Origin of the sequence: Desertihabitans aurantiacus, assembly GCF_003344635.1 — a bacterium.
Lineage (GTDB): Bacteria > Actinomycetota > Actinomycetes > Propionibacteriales > Propionibacteriaceae > Desertihabitans > Desertihabitans aurantiacus.
Genome location: NZ_QPKK01000060.1, coordinates 1 through 15,920, shown reverse-complemented (window position 1 = coordinate 15,920; position 15,920 = coordinate 1). Strand labels below are relative to the sequence as shown.

Genomic DNA, 15,920 nt, shown 5'->3' with positions numbered 1-15,920 from the left:
GGCGTCGGGCCAGGTCGCCCCGGCGCGGGACCGGTAGGCCGTTGCGCCGACGTGCGCGCCGCCGATCGACGTCGCCGTGGGAGGCCTGCACCGACATGCCGGCCAGCGTACAAGGACCTCGGCCACCCCGGCGCCAGCCGCGGCGCCCCTGACCGGAGGTCCGGCGGCGCCGCCGGGGCCGTCAGCCGCCGGCCCGTCCCGGCCCGGGAGCTCCAGCACCGCGACCCCTGACCGCCCAGCAACCACGGACGTCCGGCGTCCAGCGCGGCGGCGCCCAGACCGAGGACCAGGGCGCCTGCGGCGAGCACCAGAGGCTGAGGTGGTACCGCCGGCCGCCCCCCTCCTCGGTGCTCGCGGGCTGCCACCCGCCCGGCGCCCCCGGCAGGACTCGAACCTGCGACCAAGAGATTAGAAGGCTCCTGCTCTATCCGCTGAGCTACAGGGGCCAGACACCTGACGTCACGGTACCGCAGCGCCGGGCTCGGCCCCCGTGCGCCGCGGCCGCTACCGGGTCACTGCAACCGCTCGCTGGACGTCCACAGCGCCCACGCCACCGCGCACTGCACGGCGACCGCGATGACGACGACCACCGCCAGCTCCCCCCACGGCGGGGCCGTCAGGACCGCGTCGGCCATCTGGGTGGCCCGGACGACGGCGAACACGGTGAGCAGCAGCAGCGCCCACCCGGCTCCCAGCACGAGGCGACCCAGCCGGTCCACGCGTTCACCCCGCAGCAGCAGACCCAGCCCGATCCCGGCCGCCAGCCCGCTGCACAGCGGCACCAGGAAGCCCACGTAGGGCAGCAGGCTCAACGACCTGCTGCTGCCGATGAGCAGGGTGCTGGCGAACCCGCCCGCCGCGTGCCCGCCCACCACCAGCAGGAACGCCCGCGGGACCAGCCGTGCCACCGGGACCCGTCCCGGGCGCCGGCTGAGGGCGTACCGGCGCTGGTGCAGCCCGTGCTCGGCCACCATCACGCGATGCACTCGCTGAAGGTGACCGGAGGACGGACGCCGTCGGGCCCGGGGATGCCGAGGTAGCTGGCGTCGACCGCGGACGTCTCCTCGGTGGTCATGCTGAAGTCGACACCGAGACCGACCCCGAGCTTGACCTCGGCGGCGAACCCGGAGGTGTCGGTCACGTGGTCGTACTCGACGTTGCTCACCTGGGCGTTGGTGTAGAAGAGGTTCTGGATGTCGTCGCCCGCGACGGCCTGGGTCGGCATCAGCATCTCCGGGGTGGTCAGCCCGCCCGAGTCCAGCCAGGCGTTGACCAGCTCCCGCTGCTCCGGCGTGTCCACCGCCAGGCTGGTGGTGCTGACGGTCAGGTTGCCGTCGGTCGAGCTGTCGGAGATCGCGCCGCCCCTGCCCTTGTCGCCGAAGCCGAGGGTGCCCTGCGCGCTGCCCTCGTGGGTGGTCACCAGGGCGACGCGGGTGATGTTGCCGTCGCGGTCGCGGGTGATCGCCAGGCTCGAGCCCGCGACCCCCTTCAGCTCACCCGACAGCGGCCCGATCGCGCCGTCGGCGGCGACGAACCCGCTGTCGGTGGTGGTCCAGGTGGTGTCGCCCGTCTCGTTGTTGTGGATCTGGGTCCAGGTGCCGCTGCCGCCGAAGCTGACGCCGCCGTCGGGCAGGTTCCAGGCGGTCCTCTCCTCGCTGTCCCCGTCTCCGCCGCTGCTCCCGCTGCTCCCGCTGCTCCCGCTGCTGCCGCTGCTCCCGTTGCTCCCGCCGTCGTCATCACCCCAGGGCAGGCTCAGTCCGACGCTGAGACCGGCCTCGCCATCCACCTTGACGGTGGAGACGCTCTGGCTCGGCGGCTCGGGCGGGTCGACCTCGTCGTTGAACAGGAAGTAGGCCCACCCACCACGCTGGCTCGCGATCTCCTGCTGCATGAGGTACTCGTCGAGCTGCTCGCGCATCTGCTGGGCCTGCTCGGCGTCGTCGAAGGTCCACGTGCTGCCGTAGCTGTACTCCAGCCCGGCCCCGAAGTCGACCTTCGCCTCCGCCTCGACCTTGCCGATGTCGAACTTGGCCCCCACGCCGCCGTCGACGCCCACGCCGGCGCCGTCCGTCACGGTGTAGGTGACCGTGCCGTCGCTGAAGGTGGTCTCGATGAAGCCGGCGTTCTCCCCGATCGAGATGAAGGCGATCTTCACCTCGCTGCTGACCCGCTCGGACTGCTCGTTGATCTTGCACTTGTCCGGCTTGGGGTCGAAGGTCGGATCGGTCGGCTGCTCGGTGGTCGGTGCCTGCTCGGAGCACCCTCCCTCCAGGCCGGCGGCGGCCCGCACCGTGCAGATCGCCTGCTGAGCGATGGTCGGCAGCATCGACGGTGCCGAGGACGCGATCAGCGCCACGACCAGCACGGCCGCGACGGCGAACGCCCCCACGTACTCGAGCGTGCCCGCCCCGGTCTCCCGACCGAACGGCCGCCGACTCGGACCTCCCATGCCCGCTCCCCACTCCCGATCCCGCCAGCCCCGTCCGCCGGAGCTGCTCGCGGAGTCGAACCTATGACCCGGGCGGGTCAGCCGGCATGGGCCCCAGGGCCCACCGAGGGGCCCAACACCGTCTCTCACTGCTCGGCGTGCAGCTCCATCGACTCCACCACGCGGCGCTCCAGCTCCGGGTCGTGGACGGGTGTGAGGATCGACACCGCGACCGCCTGCGGGTAGGGGAACCGGGCGGCGACCACCCACGTCCCCGACACCTGGCCCCCGTCGGGGGAGTTGATCGTGTACCGGGTGACCTGCCCGGTGGTGGCGCCCTCGATGGTCACCTCACGGGTCTCGACGATCTCGAACCCGTCGAGGCCCGGGGCGACCTGGGCCTGGCCGATGAGGGTGGCGGCGGCCTCGGAGGCGGTGGCGTACTCGCCGAGCAGCCCCGACAGCTGGATCTGCTCGACCGAGTCCGGACCCAGCCGGTAGCCCGCGGTCCACGGCTCCTGCACCTCGACCGGGGTCGTCCACGCCGCCGGACGGTCGACCGACAACCGGCCGGTCTCCTCCCGGACGTAGCGGGCGTCCTCGGGGTCGGTGCAGGCCGTCAGGCCCAGCACACCCAGGCAGAGCAGCAGGGCCGACCACCGCACCAGCAGTCCTCGAAGCATGACGTCCTCTCCTCCGCGCGCAGCGGTCCGCCGAACGTGTCCGGCCCGCACGATACATTCGGCGCGGCCGAGGGGCCGTCGACCGAGGACGTCGGAGGTGTGGTGATGGAGTGGTGGGGGCTGGTGCTGGCTGCCCTGCTCGGCCTCGGCACCGCCCTCTGGCTGGGCCGGCGACGCTACCGCTACGACGACGACGTGGTGCACCACACCGCACCGGGCTGGCTGAGTGCGGGCACGGTGTTCCTCGGCGCGCTGCTGGCCGTCCCGTTCGCCCTCGACTGGTCGGTCGCCAGGACGCTGACGTACCTCCTCGCCTGGGTCTGGGCGGTCGCCCTGATGGTCATCGACCTCGACGTGCGCCGGCTGCCCGACCGGTTGACGTTGCCCGCCTACCCCGCTGCCGCCGTGCTGCTCACCCTGTGCTCCTGGGCCGAGCAGCGCTGGGAGGCGCTCGCATGGGCGGCGGCCTGCGCGGGAGGAGCCGTCCTGGTCTACCTCGTCCTCGCCCTCATCGCGGCGGGCTCGGAGGGCCTGGGGCTGGGTGACGTGAAGCTCGCCGGCGTGCTCGGTGGCCTGCTGGGCTGGCTCGCGCCGATGACGGCCGTGCTCGGGCTGCTCACCGGCTTCATCCTCGGCGGCGTCATCGCGGCCGTGCTGCTGCTGAGCCGCCGCGCCGGGCGACGCAGCTACGTGTCGTACGGCCCGGTGATGGTCCTCGGCGCCTACCCGTGGGTGCTGCTCGGCACCGGATGAGTGCCCCGGCGGGCAACCGGTCGATGCCTGGTGGTCCGGAGGTGTGGTGGGATGGCCCGGGCCCGCCGGGCACGTCCGGTGCCCAGGAAGGATGCGACGTGTCGACCAGGCAGACCCGGCAGGACCGCAGACGGCTGTCCCCGCTGGTGTGGTGGCTGACCCTGGGCGCCCTGCTCAGCAGCGCGGTGCTCGGCACCGCTCCGCGGGCGTGGGCGGAGGAGGAGACCTCGGTCCTGCTGCTGCTCGACGTGTCCGGGTCGATGAACGAGGAGATCAGCTCCGGCGGCACCAAGCTCGCCGCCGCCAAGGAGGCCCTCAAGGAGGTGGCCGACGAGCTGCCGGCCGGCACCCGGGTGGGGTTGCGCGTCTACGGCTCCGAGATCGCCGCACCCCAGGAGGAGGACCCCCGGGCGTGCGAGGACTCCGAGCTGGTGCTCCCCGTCGGCCCGCTGGACCGGGACGCCATGTACGAGGCGGTGGACTCCTTCGAGGCGGTCGGCGAGACCCCGATCGCCTACTCGATGCAGCAGGCCGTCAAGGACCTTGGCACCGAGGGCAACCGCGTCCTCGTGCTCATCTCCGACGGGGAGGAGAACTGCGTCCCCGACCCCTGCCCGGTCGCCGAGGAGCTGGCCGGCTCCGGGGTCGACCTGCAGTTCAACGCCATCGGTCTCGACGTCGGCGCGGAGGCCCGCGAGCAGCTGCAGTGCATCGCCGAGGCCGGCGGGGGCAGCTACTACGACGCCGACGAGTCCGAGGAGCTGTCGGACTCCATCGACAAGCTCACGACGCGGGCCCTGCGGCCGTTCACCCTCACCGGCACGCCGGTGCGCGGCGGGGCCGGCGAGACCGACGCCGCCGCGATCAACGCAGGGCAGTACGTCGACACCCTGCCCGCCGGCAGGGAACCGTCCTGGTACCGCATCGAGCGACGACCCGGATCCACCGTCCGCGTCTCCCTGGCCGCCGTCGTCACTGCCATCCAGGGGATGACCGACGAGGCCTGGCAGCTCGAGCTCAGGACCGCCTCCGGCCAGCGCTGCGACCAGCGCAGCAGCTTCGACATCAGCTACCTCGGCAGCGAGATCACCACCGCCGGGGTGACCGCCGGGCCCGACGACGAGAGCGAGCGCGCCGATGCGTGCGCGACCGAGCCGCTGCTGCTGGCCGTCACCCGCACCTCTCCCCGCGCCGAGGACGAGATCGGCGTGGAGCTGGTCGTGGACGAGGAGGCTCCCGTGGTCGACCAGGCGTCGCTGCCCGACCCGGTCACCTCCTACGACGGCTCGGACTCCGAGGGCGACCCGGTGGAGCCGTCGGGAGGCGCTGAGGAGGTCGTCGGCGGGGTCTCGTTCTCGAACGCCGCCGAGCTCACCGACGGCTCCTCCACCGACGACCTCGCCACCGGCGAGACCCTCGTCTACCGGGTGCCCCTCCAACCGGGGCAGCGGCTCAGCGCCACCGTCGAGTTCCCCCAGGAGGGCTCGCCCTGGGAGCTGGGCAACTTCGAGACCGCCACCGGGGTGGTCCGTCTGCTCGCCCCGGGCCGGCAGCAGCTGGTCAACCGCTACACCGTGCTGCAGGGCGACCGGACCGACCAGATCACCGTCAGCAGCCCCGAGGTCCGCATCCGCAACCGCGAGAGCGGGCAGACCCAGATCGCGGCCGCCTCGGTGGCCGGTGACTACTACCTGCTGGTCACCCTCGGCACCACCAACCGCGACACCGTCGGTCGGCTGATGGAGGTCCGGATCAACCTCGACGTCGAGGGCGAGCCCTCGGGGCTGCCCGAGTACGAGGAGGCCGAGCCCGACCCGACGCCCACGCCGGCCGCCAGCGCTCCCGCCACCCCGGCGCCTCCGGAGCCCTCGACTCCCGCCCCCTCCGGTCCCGACGAGACCGGCGGCCCGGGCGCCGGTGTCGTCGCCGCCGTGGCCACCGGAACGCTGCTGGCGGTCGGGCTGGTCGTCGGCCTGGCCGTCTGGCTGCTGCGCCGCGGACGCCCGCAACGCTGAACCAGCCGTGGCGCCGGCCGGCCCAGGGTCGTCCGCACTGGCGGGGATGACCCGCCGTGTTGTTAAGTTGCCCGGGTTCCCACGACGCCGACCACACCACCACGGAGGACTGCGTGCAGGTCATCGTTCACGGCTGGTCCGGTCATGGCGGCGTCCCCGGGCTCGCCGGTGACCACCCGTCGGCGCTGCTGGAGCTCGTCGCCCGGGGCGGCCCCGGGCCGGTGCTCGTGCTGACGCCCCAGCACCTGGAGGTGATCGCCCGGGAACAGGCCTCGGTGCTGGTGGCCGCCCAGCCGGGCCGCGGGGTCTGCGTCCTCGCCCTCCCCCACCACGCCCTCACGCTGGCGGTGGTCGCCAGCGGCGTGGCGCACCGCGTCGTCGGATCGGACCCGGGCCGGGTCGTGCAGGAGGTGCTGCAGGTCACCGCGCACAGCCGCTCCCTGCTCTGGCACCCCCGGCTGGCCGGTCTGGCCGAGCCCCGGCCGGGCCTCGGCCAGGTGCTGGCGGCGGCCTGGCCCGGCCGCGGCTACCTCGCCACGGTCGGCGTCCCGACCCTGGTGCCGGACCGCGCTGGTCTGGGTCACACCTCCGGCGAGCAGTGGTTCTGCCCCGCGCAGGTGCCGCAGCGGCTGCGCGAGGTGCTGCTGCCCACCGGTGTCCGCGCCGTCGAGGGCCACGCGGTCGGCCGGGCGCCGTACGCCACCGCCGCCTCGGTCGAGCTGGCCGGCATCGTCCCGGTCCACACCGCGGTCGTCCCCGGTCCGCCGTGCCGCTCCTGCGGAGCGGGCCTGGTCGGGCCCCGCTGCGCCTTCTGCAACCAGGGCCCGCCGCGGCTGGCCGCCGCGCCGGCGGGTGCCCCGCCCACCAGCCCCACCACCCCGGTCCGTGTGGACGAGACCGACCCAGCGGGCCGGCGGTCCGGAACGAGCCCAGAACCCCCGAACGAACCCGAGAAGGTAGGTGCCAGCTGATGAACCCCCGCCAGCGCCGCGGCGTGCTGCTGATGGTCCTGTCGATGCTGGCCGCCGTCCTGGTCTTCGTCGGCGTGTCCGGCTTCGTGGCCGATGTCAACAGCCGCGTCGGCCCGATGGTCACGGTCTACCAGGTGACGACCGACCTGCCGGCCTTCACCAGCCTCTCGGGAGAGAACACCGAGCCGGTCGAGGTCCCCGAGCGCTGGGCCGCAGCCAACACCGTGCTCGACAGCCAGGACATCGACGGCCGCGTCATCGCGGTGCCGCTGACCGCCGGCTCGCCGGTCAGCCTCGACCTGCTGGTGCCACCGAGCGACCTCGAGGCCGACGAGCGCGAGATCGCGGTCAACGTCGACGCCGTCACCGGCCTGGCCGGCCGGGTGCGGCCCGGCGACCGGGTCGACGTCTACGCCGTGTTCGCCGACGTCCCCGGGCTGGCCCGGCAGGCCCGCATCCTCACCGAGAACGTCCGGGTGGTGTCGGTGCAGGGGCAGAAGCAGGTGGTCACCGGCGACGAGGACACCCTGCAGGACGTCATCCCGGTCACCCTGGCGCTGCCGCCCGACAGCGCCCTGGCCGTCACCTACGCCAACTCCTTCGCCGAGGAGGTCCGGCTGGTCGGTCTGCCACCGGGTGTGGCCCAGGACCGCAGTGACGAGAGCAAGACCTTCGACGCCGAGGAGCTCGGCGGCGAAGCCGTCCCGGAGGGGGTCGACCGGTGAACCGTGTTGTCATCGCCATCGCCGACCAGGTGATGGTCCAGGAGCTCCGCTCGCGGCTCGACCAGAGCGAGCTCGATCTCGAGGTCGCGTTCGTGGCCGACTCCACCTCGGAGATGACCGCGGCCGTGCTCAGCCACCGCCCGAACGTGCTGGTGGTGCACGACCAGCTCGGGCCCGGCTCGATCGCGCCGCCGCTGCGGGACCTGGCCCTGCGCCAGCCGTCGCTGGCTGTGGTGGTCGTCACCTCCGCGCGCGACGCCGACTCCTACCGGACCGCCCTCGACGTCGGCGCCCGCGCCGTGCTCCCCTACCCCTTCAGCCTGGAGGAGGTCGAGCAGCGGTTGACGGTGGTGTCGCAGTGGTCGCAGAGCGTCCGCTCGGCGATCGCCAACCAGCTGAGCGAGCAGCAGAACGACAGCAGCTGGGGCGCCCGGGTGGTGGCGGTCGCCGGGGCCAAGGGCGGGGTCGGGGCCACCGTGATGGCCACCCACCTGGCCTGGGATCTGGCCACCAGCGAGCCGGACATGCGGATCTGCCTGGTCGACCTCGACCTGGAGAAGGGGGACGTGCCGAGCTACCTCGACGTCGCCCACCGGGTCTCGATCGCCGACCTGGCGAAGATCAGCGAGGACCTCGCCGCCCGCGCCGTCGCCGACACCGTGGTGGAGCACGCCAGCGGTCTGCACCTGCTGCTCGCCCCGGTGGAGATCCGCGACACCGAGGTGGTCACCCCCGAGGCGGTCCGCCGGGTCGTCGCCCAGCTGCGCAACCTCTACCACCTGGTGGTGATCGACACCGGCTCGGCGGTGACCACCACCCAGGCGGCGGCGGTCGAGTCGGCCGACCTCACCCTGCAGGTGGTGACGGCCGACGTGCCGGCGCTGCGGGCCGCGCGACGGCAGGTGCTGGCCTGGGAGTCGCTGGCCGTCTCCAGCGCCGACTCCGTGCAGGTGGTGGTCAACCGGTTCCAGCGCCGCAGCGAGATCCAGAACGACACCGTCGACCAGCTCGTCCTGGGCGGACGGACCCAGGTGCTGGTGCCCGACCTGGACCGCGGGCTGGAGCGCGCCGGCAACAGCCGCACCCCCTCGGAGGTCCGCAGCCGGGTCTGGTGGAAGTCCCTGCGCGCGCTGGCCGAGGAGCTCGAGCTGACCCGCCGGTTCCGCGAGGTGCAGCAGGCGGCGACCGAGCCAGAGGTCACCGCCCGCCGGCAGCGCGCCCCCGAGCCGGCCGCCCCGCGGCGCCGGCTCCGCCAGCGCGCCGAGGCCGGTCAGGTCAGCCTGGAGAACGCCGCGCTGATCCCGGTCGCGGTCGTGCTGCTGGTGGTCTGCCTGCAGGCCGCGCTGCTCGGGGTCTCCTTCGTGTGGTCCGGCATCGCGGCCGACTCCGCCGCCCGGGCGGTCGCGATCGGTGAGGACCCGGCCCGTGCCGCCCAGGACCGGCTCCCCCCGGGCTTCGCCTCGGAGCTGAGCGTCAGCCGCAGCGGCCCCGCCACCGTCTCGGTCCGCGTCTCCAGCCCGCTGCTGATCGGCGAGGGGGTCACCTCCGAGGTGGCCGTCGCCGTCGACCGCACCGTGGTGGAGGAGCCCCGATGAGCCGCCGCCGCGAGCGCGGGTCGGCGAGCGTCGAGCTCGTCGGGCTGGTCCCGCTGGTCGCCCTGGGCCTGGTGCTGCTGATGCAGCTGCTGACGGCCGTCTACACCGTCCAGGCCGCCTCCCAGGCCGCCCGGGACGCCGCCCGCGCCCACTCCCTGGAGCAGTCCCCCCACGCCGCCGCCCAGCGCAGCCTCCCCGGTGCGGTGCGGCTCGCCCGGGTGGAGACCTTCGGTCCCCACCACGGGGTCCGGGTCACCGTCGAGGCCCCGGCGGTGCTGGTCCTGGGCGACCGGCTGATCACCCGAGAGGTGGTCATGCCGTGAGGCGGTCCTTCAACGACAGCTTCGCCCGCCCGCAGGGCGTCACCAGCACCGACACCGAGACCGACGACGCCCAGGTCAGCCGCTTCAAGCAGATCCTGCTCGACGAGGTCGACCTGCAGGAGCTGTCGCGGCTGCAGAGCGAGGAGCGGCGGGCCCGGCTGGAACGGGTGATGGCCCACCTGATCTCGCGGGAGTCGGTGATCCTCTCCAGCCGGGAGCGGTCCAACCTGGTGCGCCGCGTCGTCGACGAGGCGATCGGGCTCGGTGTGCTGGAGCCGCTGCTCGCCGACGACTCGATCTCCGAGATCATGATCAACGGCCACGACACCGTGTACGTCGAGCGGTTCGGCCGGGTCGAGCGGATCCCGTCCGGGTTCACCTCCGAGCCCCAGCTGCTGCAGACGATCGACCGGATCGTCTCCGCTGTCAACCGCCGCGTCGACGAGTCCAGCCCGATGGTCGACGCCCGGCTCCCCGCCGACGCCCGGCTGCCGCGCGGCGCCCGGGTCAACGTGGTGCTGCCGCCGCTGTCGCTGTCGGGCCCCGTGGTGACGATCCGGCTGTTCCCCAAGGCCTACGGGCTACCGGAGCTGCTGCAGCGCGGCACCCTCGACCAGGCGGCCGCCGAGCTCCTCGAGACCTGCGTGCGGGCCCGGCTGAGCATCATCGTCTCCGGCGGCACCGCCTCGGGGAAGACGACCATGCTCAACGCCCTGTCGGCCTTCGTCCCCTCCCGGGAGCGGATCATCACGGTCGAGGACGCCGCCGAGCTCTCGCTCACCCAGGAGCACGTGATCCGGCTGGAGACCCGACCGGCCAACGTCGACGGGCGCGGCGACGTCACCATCCGCGACCTGGTGCGCAACTCGCTGCGGATGCGGCCCGACCGGATCATCGTCGGCGAGGTCCGGGGCGAGGAGGCTCTCGACATGCTGCAGGCGATGAACACCGGCCACGACGGGTCGCTGGCCACGGTGCACGCGAACTCGGCCGCGGACGCCCTGTCGCGGATCGAGACGCTGGCCACGATGAGCGACATCGACGTGCCCTTCGCCGCCCTGCGCGACCAGGTCAACAACGCCATCCACCTCGTCGTCCAGCTCACCCGCGACGCCGACGGCACCCGGCGGATCGTCGAGATGGCCTTCCTGGTCTCGAAGCGACGGGAGGACTACCAGCTGCAGACGCTGATGGAGTGGGATCCGGTGCAGCGCCGGTTCCTGCACCACCCGCTGCCGGAGCGGCTGCTCACCGCCCTCACCCGGGCCGGCGAGACCGTCCCGGACACCTGGCCGCGGGAGCCGCGCTGATGCTCTGGATCTACGTCGGCCTGGTCGCCTTCGTGGTGCTGGCGATCGGCGGGGCGACCCAGTTCGCGATCAGCTCGGCCGACCACCGCCACCTGGTCAACGCCACCCTGGCCGGCACCCGGCGGCAGGAGGCGCCGGAGTCGCGGTTCAACCGGCTGAACCGGCAGTTCGTCCGCACCCGGGCCGGCCGGCTGCTCGAGCGCGAGCTCGTCCTCGCCGGTGTCACGGCCCCTCCCCTGGTGGTTCTGGGCGGGCTGCTCGCGGTGACGGTGACCATGCCGTTCGTGCTGGCCCAGGTGCTGGCCCCCGCCTTCGCGGTCGTCGGCGCGGCCAGCGGCTTCCTGCTGCTGCGCGTGTGGCTGAGCCAGGCCCGGGAGCGGCGGCAGGAGAAGTTCGTCCAGCAGATCCCCGAGCTGGCGCGGGTGCTGTCCAACGCCACCAATGCCGGGCTCAGCATCGCCACCGCGTGGGCGGTCGCCGAGCAGGAGATGGTCGAGCCGGCCCGCACCGAGATCGCCAAGCTCAACGCCGCCGTCCGGTTCGGCTCCACCCTCGAGGAGGCGATGCTGCAGATGGGTGAGCGGCTGCCGGCCCGTGAGGTCCGGGTGCTGATGTCGACCCTCGTGGTGAGTGCCCGCTCGGGCGGTTCGCTGGTGCAGGCACTGCGCGACATCTCCCTCACCCTCGACGAGCGCAAGGAGGTGCGCCGCGAGATCCGCACCACGCTGGCCCAGGCGCGCAGCACCGCCACGCTGGTGACCGCGATGGGGATCGGCATGCTGCTCGTGCTCAACACCGTCCAGCCCGGCACGGTGGAGCGGATGACGCAGAACCTGGTCGGCCAGATCACCCTGGTGGTCTCCGGCGGGCTGTTCGTCCTCGGCACCCTGCTGGTGCGTCGGATGACGCGGGTGGAGCGCTGATGTTCACCTTCTCCACGCTCTGGCCCGCCCTCGGCGCCTGTGGCGCGTTCGTGGTCTTCCTGCTCGGCTACCGGATGGTCCGGGCCCGCCCCAGCGACTACCTGGACGCCTCCGACCTGGTGCTGCTGCGCGACGAGCGGCGGCGCGAGTCGCGCCGCTCACTGCTGGACCGGCTCTCCGGCGCGCTCGTCCCGGCGCTGCGCCAGCTGATCGGCGGCGCCACCGTGCGCTACCTGCAGCGCCAGATCGACCACGCCGGGCGGCCGAGCGGGGTGAGCGTGGACAGCCTGCTGCGCCGGGTGGTGCTCTGGGCCCTGCTGATGCTGCCGGTGACCATCATCTTCCTGGCCGCCGAGCAGTGGCTGGCGCTGCTGCTGGTCCCCGTCGTGGTGGTGGTGCTGCCCCTGATGCCGGTCGCCTCCCAGGCCCGCCGACGCCGGGAGAGCATCGACCGGGACCTGCCCGACTTCCTCGACGTCCTCGCCGTCACGGTGACCGCCGGGATCGCATTCCGGGCCGCGCTGGCCCGGGTGACCGACCGGTTCAGCGGCCCGATCTCCGACGAGGTCCGGCTCACCCTCGACCAGCTGTCCCACGGGGCCAGCATCCGGGTCGCCTTCGCCGGGATGGAGCAGCGCAGCGGCTCGGCGGCGATGAAGACGTTCGTCACCGCGTTCCTGCAGGCCGAGGAACTGGGTGCCCCGCTGGTGGAGACGCTCAACCAGATCGCCCGGGACATGCGCCGCGCGAGCGCCCAGGCGGCCCGCCGCCGCGCGGCCCAGACCGCGCCCCGGGTCACCCTGGTGACCTCCCTCGTGCTCGTCCCGGCCACCCTGCTGCTGATCCTGGTCGGCATCGTCCTCGGCGCCGAGATCGACCTCGGCGCACTGCTCGAGACGTTCGGATGACCTCGGACGCCCAGGCACCGGCAGGTGGGGCGACCAGTCCCCGCTCGGGCCTGCCCACCCCGGAGGACGCCGTCGGCCGCGGTCCCGCCGCCGGGGTGCTGGACGAGCCGCACTTCGTCAACGTGGTCCGCTGGGTCTTCACCGCCCGCCTGGTCTGCCTGGCCCTCGCCTCGCCGGCGGTCTTCGCCAGCCGGGACGCTGGGTGGCCCTCGGTCCTCGCGCTCACCGGGCTCACGGTCACCAGCCTGCTGTTCGGCCGCAGCCCCGGCGCCATCCGGCGCGTCCTGCGCCACCCCATCCTGGCCTCCCTCGATGTGGCTCTCAGCGTCCTGCTGCTGGTCACCTCCGCAGTCGGGCAGCCGGCCGCACTGGCCGCGGTCTGCTCGGCGCTCGCGGTGGGCCTGCTGTTCCCCCGTCGCCAGCTCGCGCTGCTGATGGTGCCGCTCTCCCTCGGGGCACTCACCAGCCCCACCCTGCTCGCCCCCTCCGCCCCCGACGGACTCCTCGAATGGCTCTCGGTGCTCGCCGGGCTGCCGGTGCTGCTGGCCGGCGTCTGCGTGATCGGCACCGTCATCCGCTACACCTTCGTCAGCGTGCTGGCCGCCCGCCGCGACGCCGCCGAGGCGATGGCCGCTGTCGCCGCCGCCGAGGAGCGCGCCCGGCTGGCGCGCGACATGCACGACTCGGTCGGCAAGTCCCTGCACGGCATCTCCCTCGGCGCCCGCGCGCTCAGCCGGGCCGTCGAGCACCGGCCCGCCCTGGTGCAGGAGCTGGCCACCTCGCTGGCCGAGGCGAGCGAGATCGCCTCGGGCGAGGCCCGCAGCCTGCTGATGACGCTGCGCACCGGCCAGGTCGACCGGCCCACCGTCGAGGTGGTCAACGAGGAGCTGCAGCGCTGGTCGGCCGCCAGCGGCGTCGAGGTCGAGCTCAGCACGGTGCGTGCGGTGGACGCGTCGGCCGAGGTGACCGCCCAGATGCGGACGGCCCTGCGCGAGGTGCTGCACAACGTCGAGCAGCACGCCCGGGCGTCCCGGGTGCAGGTCTCGCTGGAGGGCGGGGCCGACGAGATCGTCCTGGAGGTCGTCGACGACGGCCGCGGGTTCGACCTCGCGGACGTGCCCGAGCGCGAGCGCGCGGGCCACTTCGGGTTGCGCGGGGTCCGTGAGCGGGCCGAGCAGCTCGGCGGGACCGCCACCATCAGCTCACAGCCCGGAGGGGGGACGACGGTCAGATGGACAGCGCGCCGGCACGGGTGAGCCACGAGCCTGCGGGCGAGGCACAGCAGACGATCACCGTCGGGATCGCCGACGACAACGCCGTGGTGCGGATGGGGATCGCCGGCCTGCTGGCGACCACCCCCGACATCGAGGTGGTCGGGGAGGTCGGTGACGGGGCGGCGGCGATCGCGCTGGTGCGCTCCCGGCGGCCGACGGTGATGCTGCTCGACGTCCGGATGCCCCGTCAGGACGGGGTCAGCGCAGCCGCCGAGATCGCCGCCTCGACCAACGTGCTGATGCTCACCTACTCCGAGTCCAGCGAGGTGGTCACCGCCGCGGTGCGGGCCGGCGCCAAGGGCTACCTGGTGCACGGGCACTTCACCGAGGTGGAGCTGGTCAACGCCGTCCGGATGGCCGCCCGGGGCACCGGCACCTTCTCCGCCGCGGCGCTCAGCGCGCTGTCCGACCCCCGCCCGGCCGCCCAGGTGATGGCCGAGCGGTTCGGGCTGTCGGAGCGCGAGGCCGAGGTGATGACGATGATCGCCGCCGGGACGACCAACGCCGGTATCGCCAGTGCGCTGTTCATCTCGGAGAAGACGGTGAAGAACCACATCAACCGGATCTTCGCCAAGCTCCACGTCAGCCACCGCAGCCAGGCCATCTCGCTGTGGCTGACCGGCCGGTGAGCGGCGACCGGCCCGGGTTTGGGCCCACCGTTGGGCCCCCGGGCCCATGCCGGCTGCACCCCCGCTCGCCTAACGTTCTACTCGTCGGAGCCGGACAAGGCTCACCGCCACCGGGCCCGCCGGGCCGAACCAGAGGAGACAGAGATGAACAAGATCGCCACCACCCTGCTGATGCTGCAGATGACCCTCGTCGACCGGCTGAACAACCGTCGCGAGGCCGGCCAGAGCACCCTGGAGTACGTCGGCATGTTCGCCGTCGCGGCCATCATCGTCGTCGCGCTGATCACCGCGGCGAGCAGCTTCAACCTCGCCCAGATCGTCACCGACGCCATCACCAAGGTGACCACCCAGGCCGGCGGCGGCGCCTGAGCCAGCTGCTCCAGGCCGGAGGCCGGTGGGTGCGCCCCACCGGCCTCCGTGCTGTCGTCAGGGAGGTGATCGGGGAGATGGCGGAGGTCGACATGGTGCAGGAGGGGGTGCGGACCGGCGCGTCCGGCTCCGCGGCCGCGCGGCGACGGCGCGAGCGCGGCTCGGGCCCGGTCTCGGCGATCCTGCTGATGGGCTTCATCGCGCTGGTCGCCGCCGTCGGGCTGGTGATGTGGATGACCGTGGCCGGGCAGCGGACCTCCCACACCCAGTACGCCGCCGACGCCGCCGCCCTCGCCGGGGCCGACGCCGCCCTCGACGAGCTGCCCGACCTGCTGGGCGACACCTTCGACACCGTCGCAGACCTCGACGACGCCTTCTCGAGCGGCTGCTCGCAGTTCGGCAGCAGCGACGCCGCCGACCTCGCCGCCGCCAACGGCGCCGAACTGACCGACTACTGCTACGACCTGGCCGACGGCACCGTCTCGGTGACGGTCCGCGCCCAGCAGCCGGTCCGCGGCCAGCAGGTCCTCGCCCGCGCGGAGGCCGAGACAGGCCTCGACCTCGACGGCTGCCTCCTCGACCCCGACTTCACCGTCCCCGAGCCCGAGCCGGAGCCCGACCCGGAGGACTCCGACGAGGAAGACGCCGAGGAGCCCGAGCGCCCGGAGCCGGTGGACACCACCATCGACTGCGGGTTCGGCGCGATCGAGGCGGTCTTCGACCCCGAGGACGAGGAGTTCAGCCTCGACCTGGGCAGCCTGGTCGACCTGCTGGACGAGCTCGAACCCCGGCTGACCGCCTGAGACGACCCGGCGGTCGCCGCGGCCCCGTCGCCACCAGCGACCCGCCTGATGTCCTGGTCAGCGTCTCCGCACGGGCCCGCGACGGCCACGGCGCCAGCCCGAGAGGTGCAGCACCGCCGGCACGACCCGGCCGGCGAGCGGCCCCAGCACCGGCCCGGCCAGCCAGGGCAGCAGCGCGAGCAGTGCCGCCCGGGGCCCGGCCGCCGCGACG

At 73.5% G+C, this 15,920-nt stretch carries 16 protein-coding genes and 1 tRNA gene; 13 read left to right on the top strand and 4 right to left on the bottom strand.

Annotated elements, in window-relative coordinates:
- Positions 1-373: 373 nt before the first annotated feature.
- From DVA66_RS07195 to DVA66_RS07180, 4 genes are all read right to left on the bottom strand, one after another.
- Positions 374-446 (bottom strand) — tRNA-Arg (locus tag DVA66_RS07195).
- 66 nt (positions 447-512) lie between these two features.
- Complete coding sequence (locus tag DVA66_RS07190; RefSeq protein ID WP_157973885.1) at positions 513-986, bottom strand: hypothetical protein; 474 nt, start codon at positions 984-986, stop codon at positions 513-515.
- Positions 974-2,449, bottom strand: coding sequence for a hypothetical protein (locus DVA66_RS07185; protein WP_114559459.1), 1,476 nt, complete (start codon positions 2,447-2,449; stop codon positions 974-976). Before DVA66_RS07185 ends, DVA66_RS07190 begins: the two co-directional genes overlap by 13 nt.
- 125 nt (positions 2,450-2,574) lie before the next feature.
- Positions 2,575-3,111, bottom strand: a complete 537-nt coding sequence (locus DVA66_RS07180; RefSeq protein WP_157973884.1) for a hypothetical protein — start codon at positions 3,109-3,111, stop codon at positions 2,575-2,577.
- A gap of 36 nt (positions 3,112-3,147) precedes the next feature.
- On the opposite strand from DVA66_RS07180, the gene DVA66_RS07175 reads away from it, so the two are divergent.
- The 13 genes from DVA66_RS07175 (at position 3,148) to DVA66_RS07115 (ending at position 15,709) form a co-directional block, all read left to right on the top strand.
- Entirely contained in the window at positions 3,148-3,864 is a 717-nt protein-coding gene (locus DVA66_RS07175; protein ID WP_157973883.1) for a prepilin peptidase, read from the top strand.
- Positions 3,865-3,962: 98 nt separating this feature from the next.
- Positions 3,963-5,879: a vWA domain-containing protein gene (locus DVA66_RS07170; RefSeq protein WP_198671556.1), complete on the top strand. Its 1,917-nt coding sequence runs from the start codon at positions 3,963-3,965 to the stop codon at positions 5,877-5,879.
- A 113-nt stretch (positions 5,880-5,992) separates the two neighbouring features.
- Positions 5,993-6,850 (top strand): hypothetical protein, encoded by an 858-nt coding sequence (locus DVA66_RS07165; RefSeq protein WP_114559455.1) that lies wholly within the window; start codon positions 5,993-5,995, stop codon positions 6,848-6,850.
- A complete protein-coding gene (gene cpaB / locus DVA66_RS07160) occupies positions 6,850-7,575 on the top strand; it encodes a Flp pilus assembly protein CpaB (protein WP_114559454.1) in 726 nt (241 codons plus the stop codon). The genes DVA66_RS07165 and cpaB overlap by 1 nt, the downstream gene beginning before the upstream one ends.
- Complete coding sequence (locus DVA66_RS07155; RefSeq protein WP_114559453.1) at positions 7,572-9,170, top strand: AAA family ATPase; 1,599 nt, start codon at positions 7,572-7,574, stop codon at positions 9,168-9,170. The genes cpaB and DVA66_RS07155 overlap by 4 nt, the downstream gene beginning before the upstream one ends.
- On the top strand, positions 9,167-9,493 hold the full coding sequence (locus DVA66_RS07150; protein ID WP_114559452.1) for a TadE/TadG family type IV pilus assembly protein: 327 nt from the start codon (positions 9,167-9,169) through the stop codon (positions 9,491-9,493). Before DVA66_RS07155 ends, DVA66_RS07150 begins: the two co-directional genes overlap by 4 nt.
- Positions 9,490-10,803: a CpaF family protein gene (locus tag DVA66_RS07145; RefSeq protein WP_114559451.1), complete on the top strand. Its 1,314-nt coding sequence runs from the start codon at positions 9,490-9,492 to the stop codon at positions 10,801-10,803. The genes DVA66_RS07150 and DVA66_RS07145 overlap by 4 nt, the downstream gene beginning before the upstream one ends.
- Positions 10,803-11,726, top strand: coding sequence for a type II secretion system F family protein (locus DVA66_RS07140; protein ID WP_114559450.1), 924 nt, complete (start codon positions 10,803-10,805; stop codon positions 11,724-11,726). The genes DVA66_RS07145 and DVA66_RS07140 overlap by 1 nt, the downstream gene beginning before the upstream one ends.
- On the top strand, positions 11,726-12,634 hold the full coding sequence (locus DVA66_RS07135) for a type II secretion system F family protein (protein ID WP_114559449.1): 909 nt from the start codon (positions 11,726-11,728) through the stop codon (positions 12,632-12,634). Before DVA66_RS07140 ends, DVA66_RS07135 begins: the two co-directional genes overlap by 1 nt.
- On the top strand, positions 12,631-13,890 hold the full coding sequence (locus DVA66_RS07130) for a sensor histidine kinase (RefSeq protein WP_114559448.1): 1,260 nt from the start codon (positions 12,631-12,633) through the stop codon (positions 13,888-13,890). The genes DVA66_RS07135 and DVA66_RS07130 overlap by 4 nt, the downstream gene beginning before the upstream one ends.
- Positions 13,866-14,537, top strand: a complete 672-nt coding sequence (locus DVA66_RS07125; protein ID WP_114559447.1) for a response regulator transcription factor — start codon at positions 13,866-13,868, stop codon at positions 14,535-14,537. The genes DVA66_RS07130 and DVA66_RS07125 overlap by 25 nt, the downstream gene beginning before the upstream one ends.
- Before the next feature lie 144 nt (positions 14,538-14,681).
- Entirely contained in the window at positions 14,682-14,906 is a 225-nt protein-coding gene (locus tag DVA66_RS07120) for a hypothetical protein (protein WP_114559446.1), read from the top strand.
- 65 nt (positions 14,907-14,971) lie between these two features.
- Positions 14,972-15,709, top strand: a complete 738-nt coding sequence (locus DVA66_RS07115; protein WP_114559445.1) for a hypothetical protein — start codon at positions 14,972-14,974, stop codon at positions 15,707-15,709.
- Positions 15,710-15,920 lie beyond the last annotated feature (211 nt).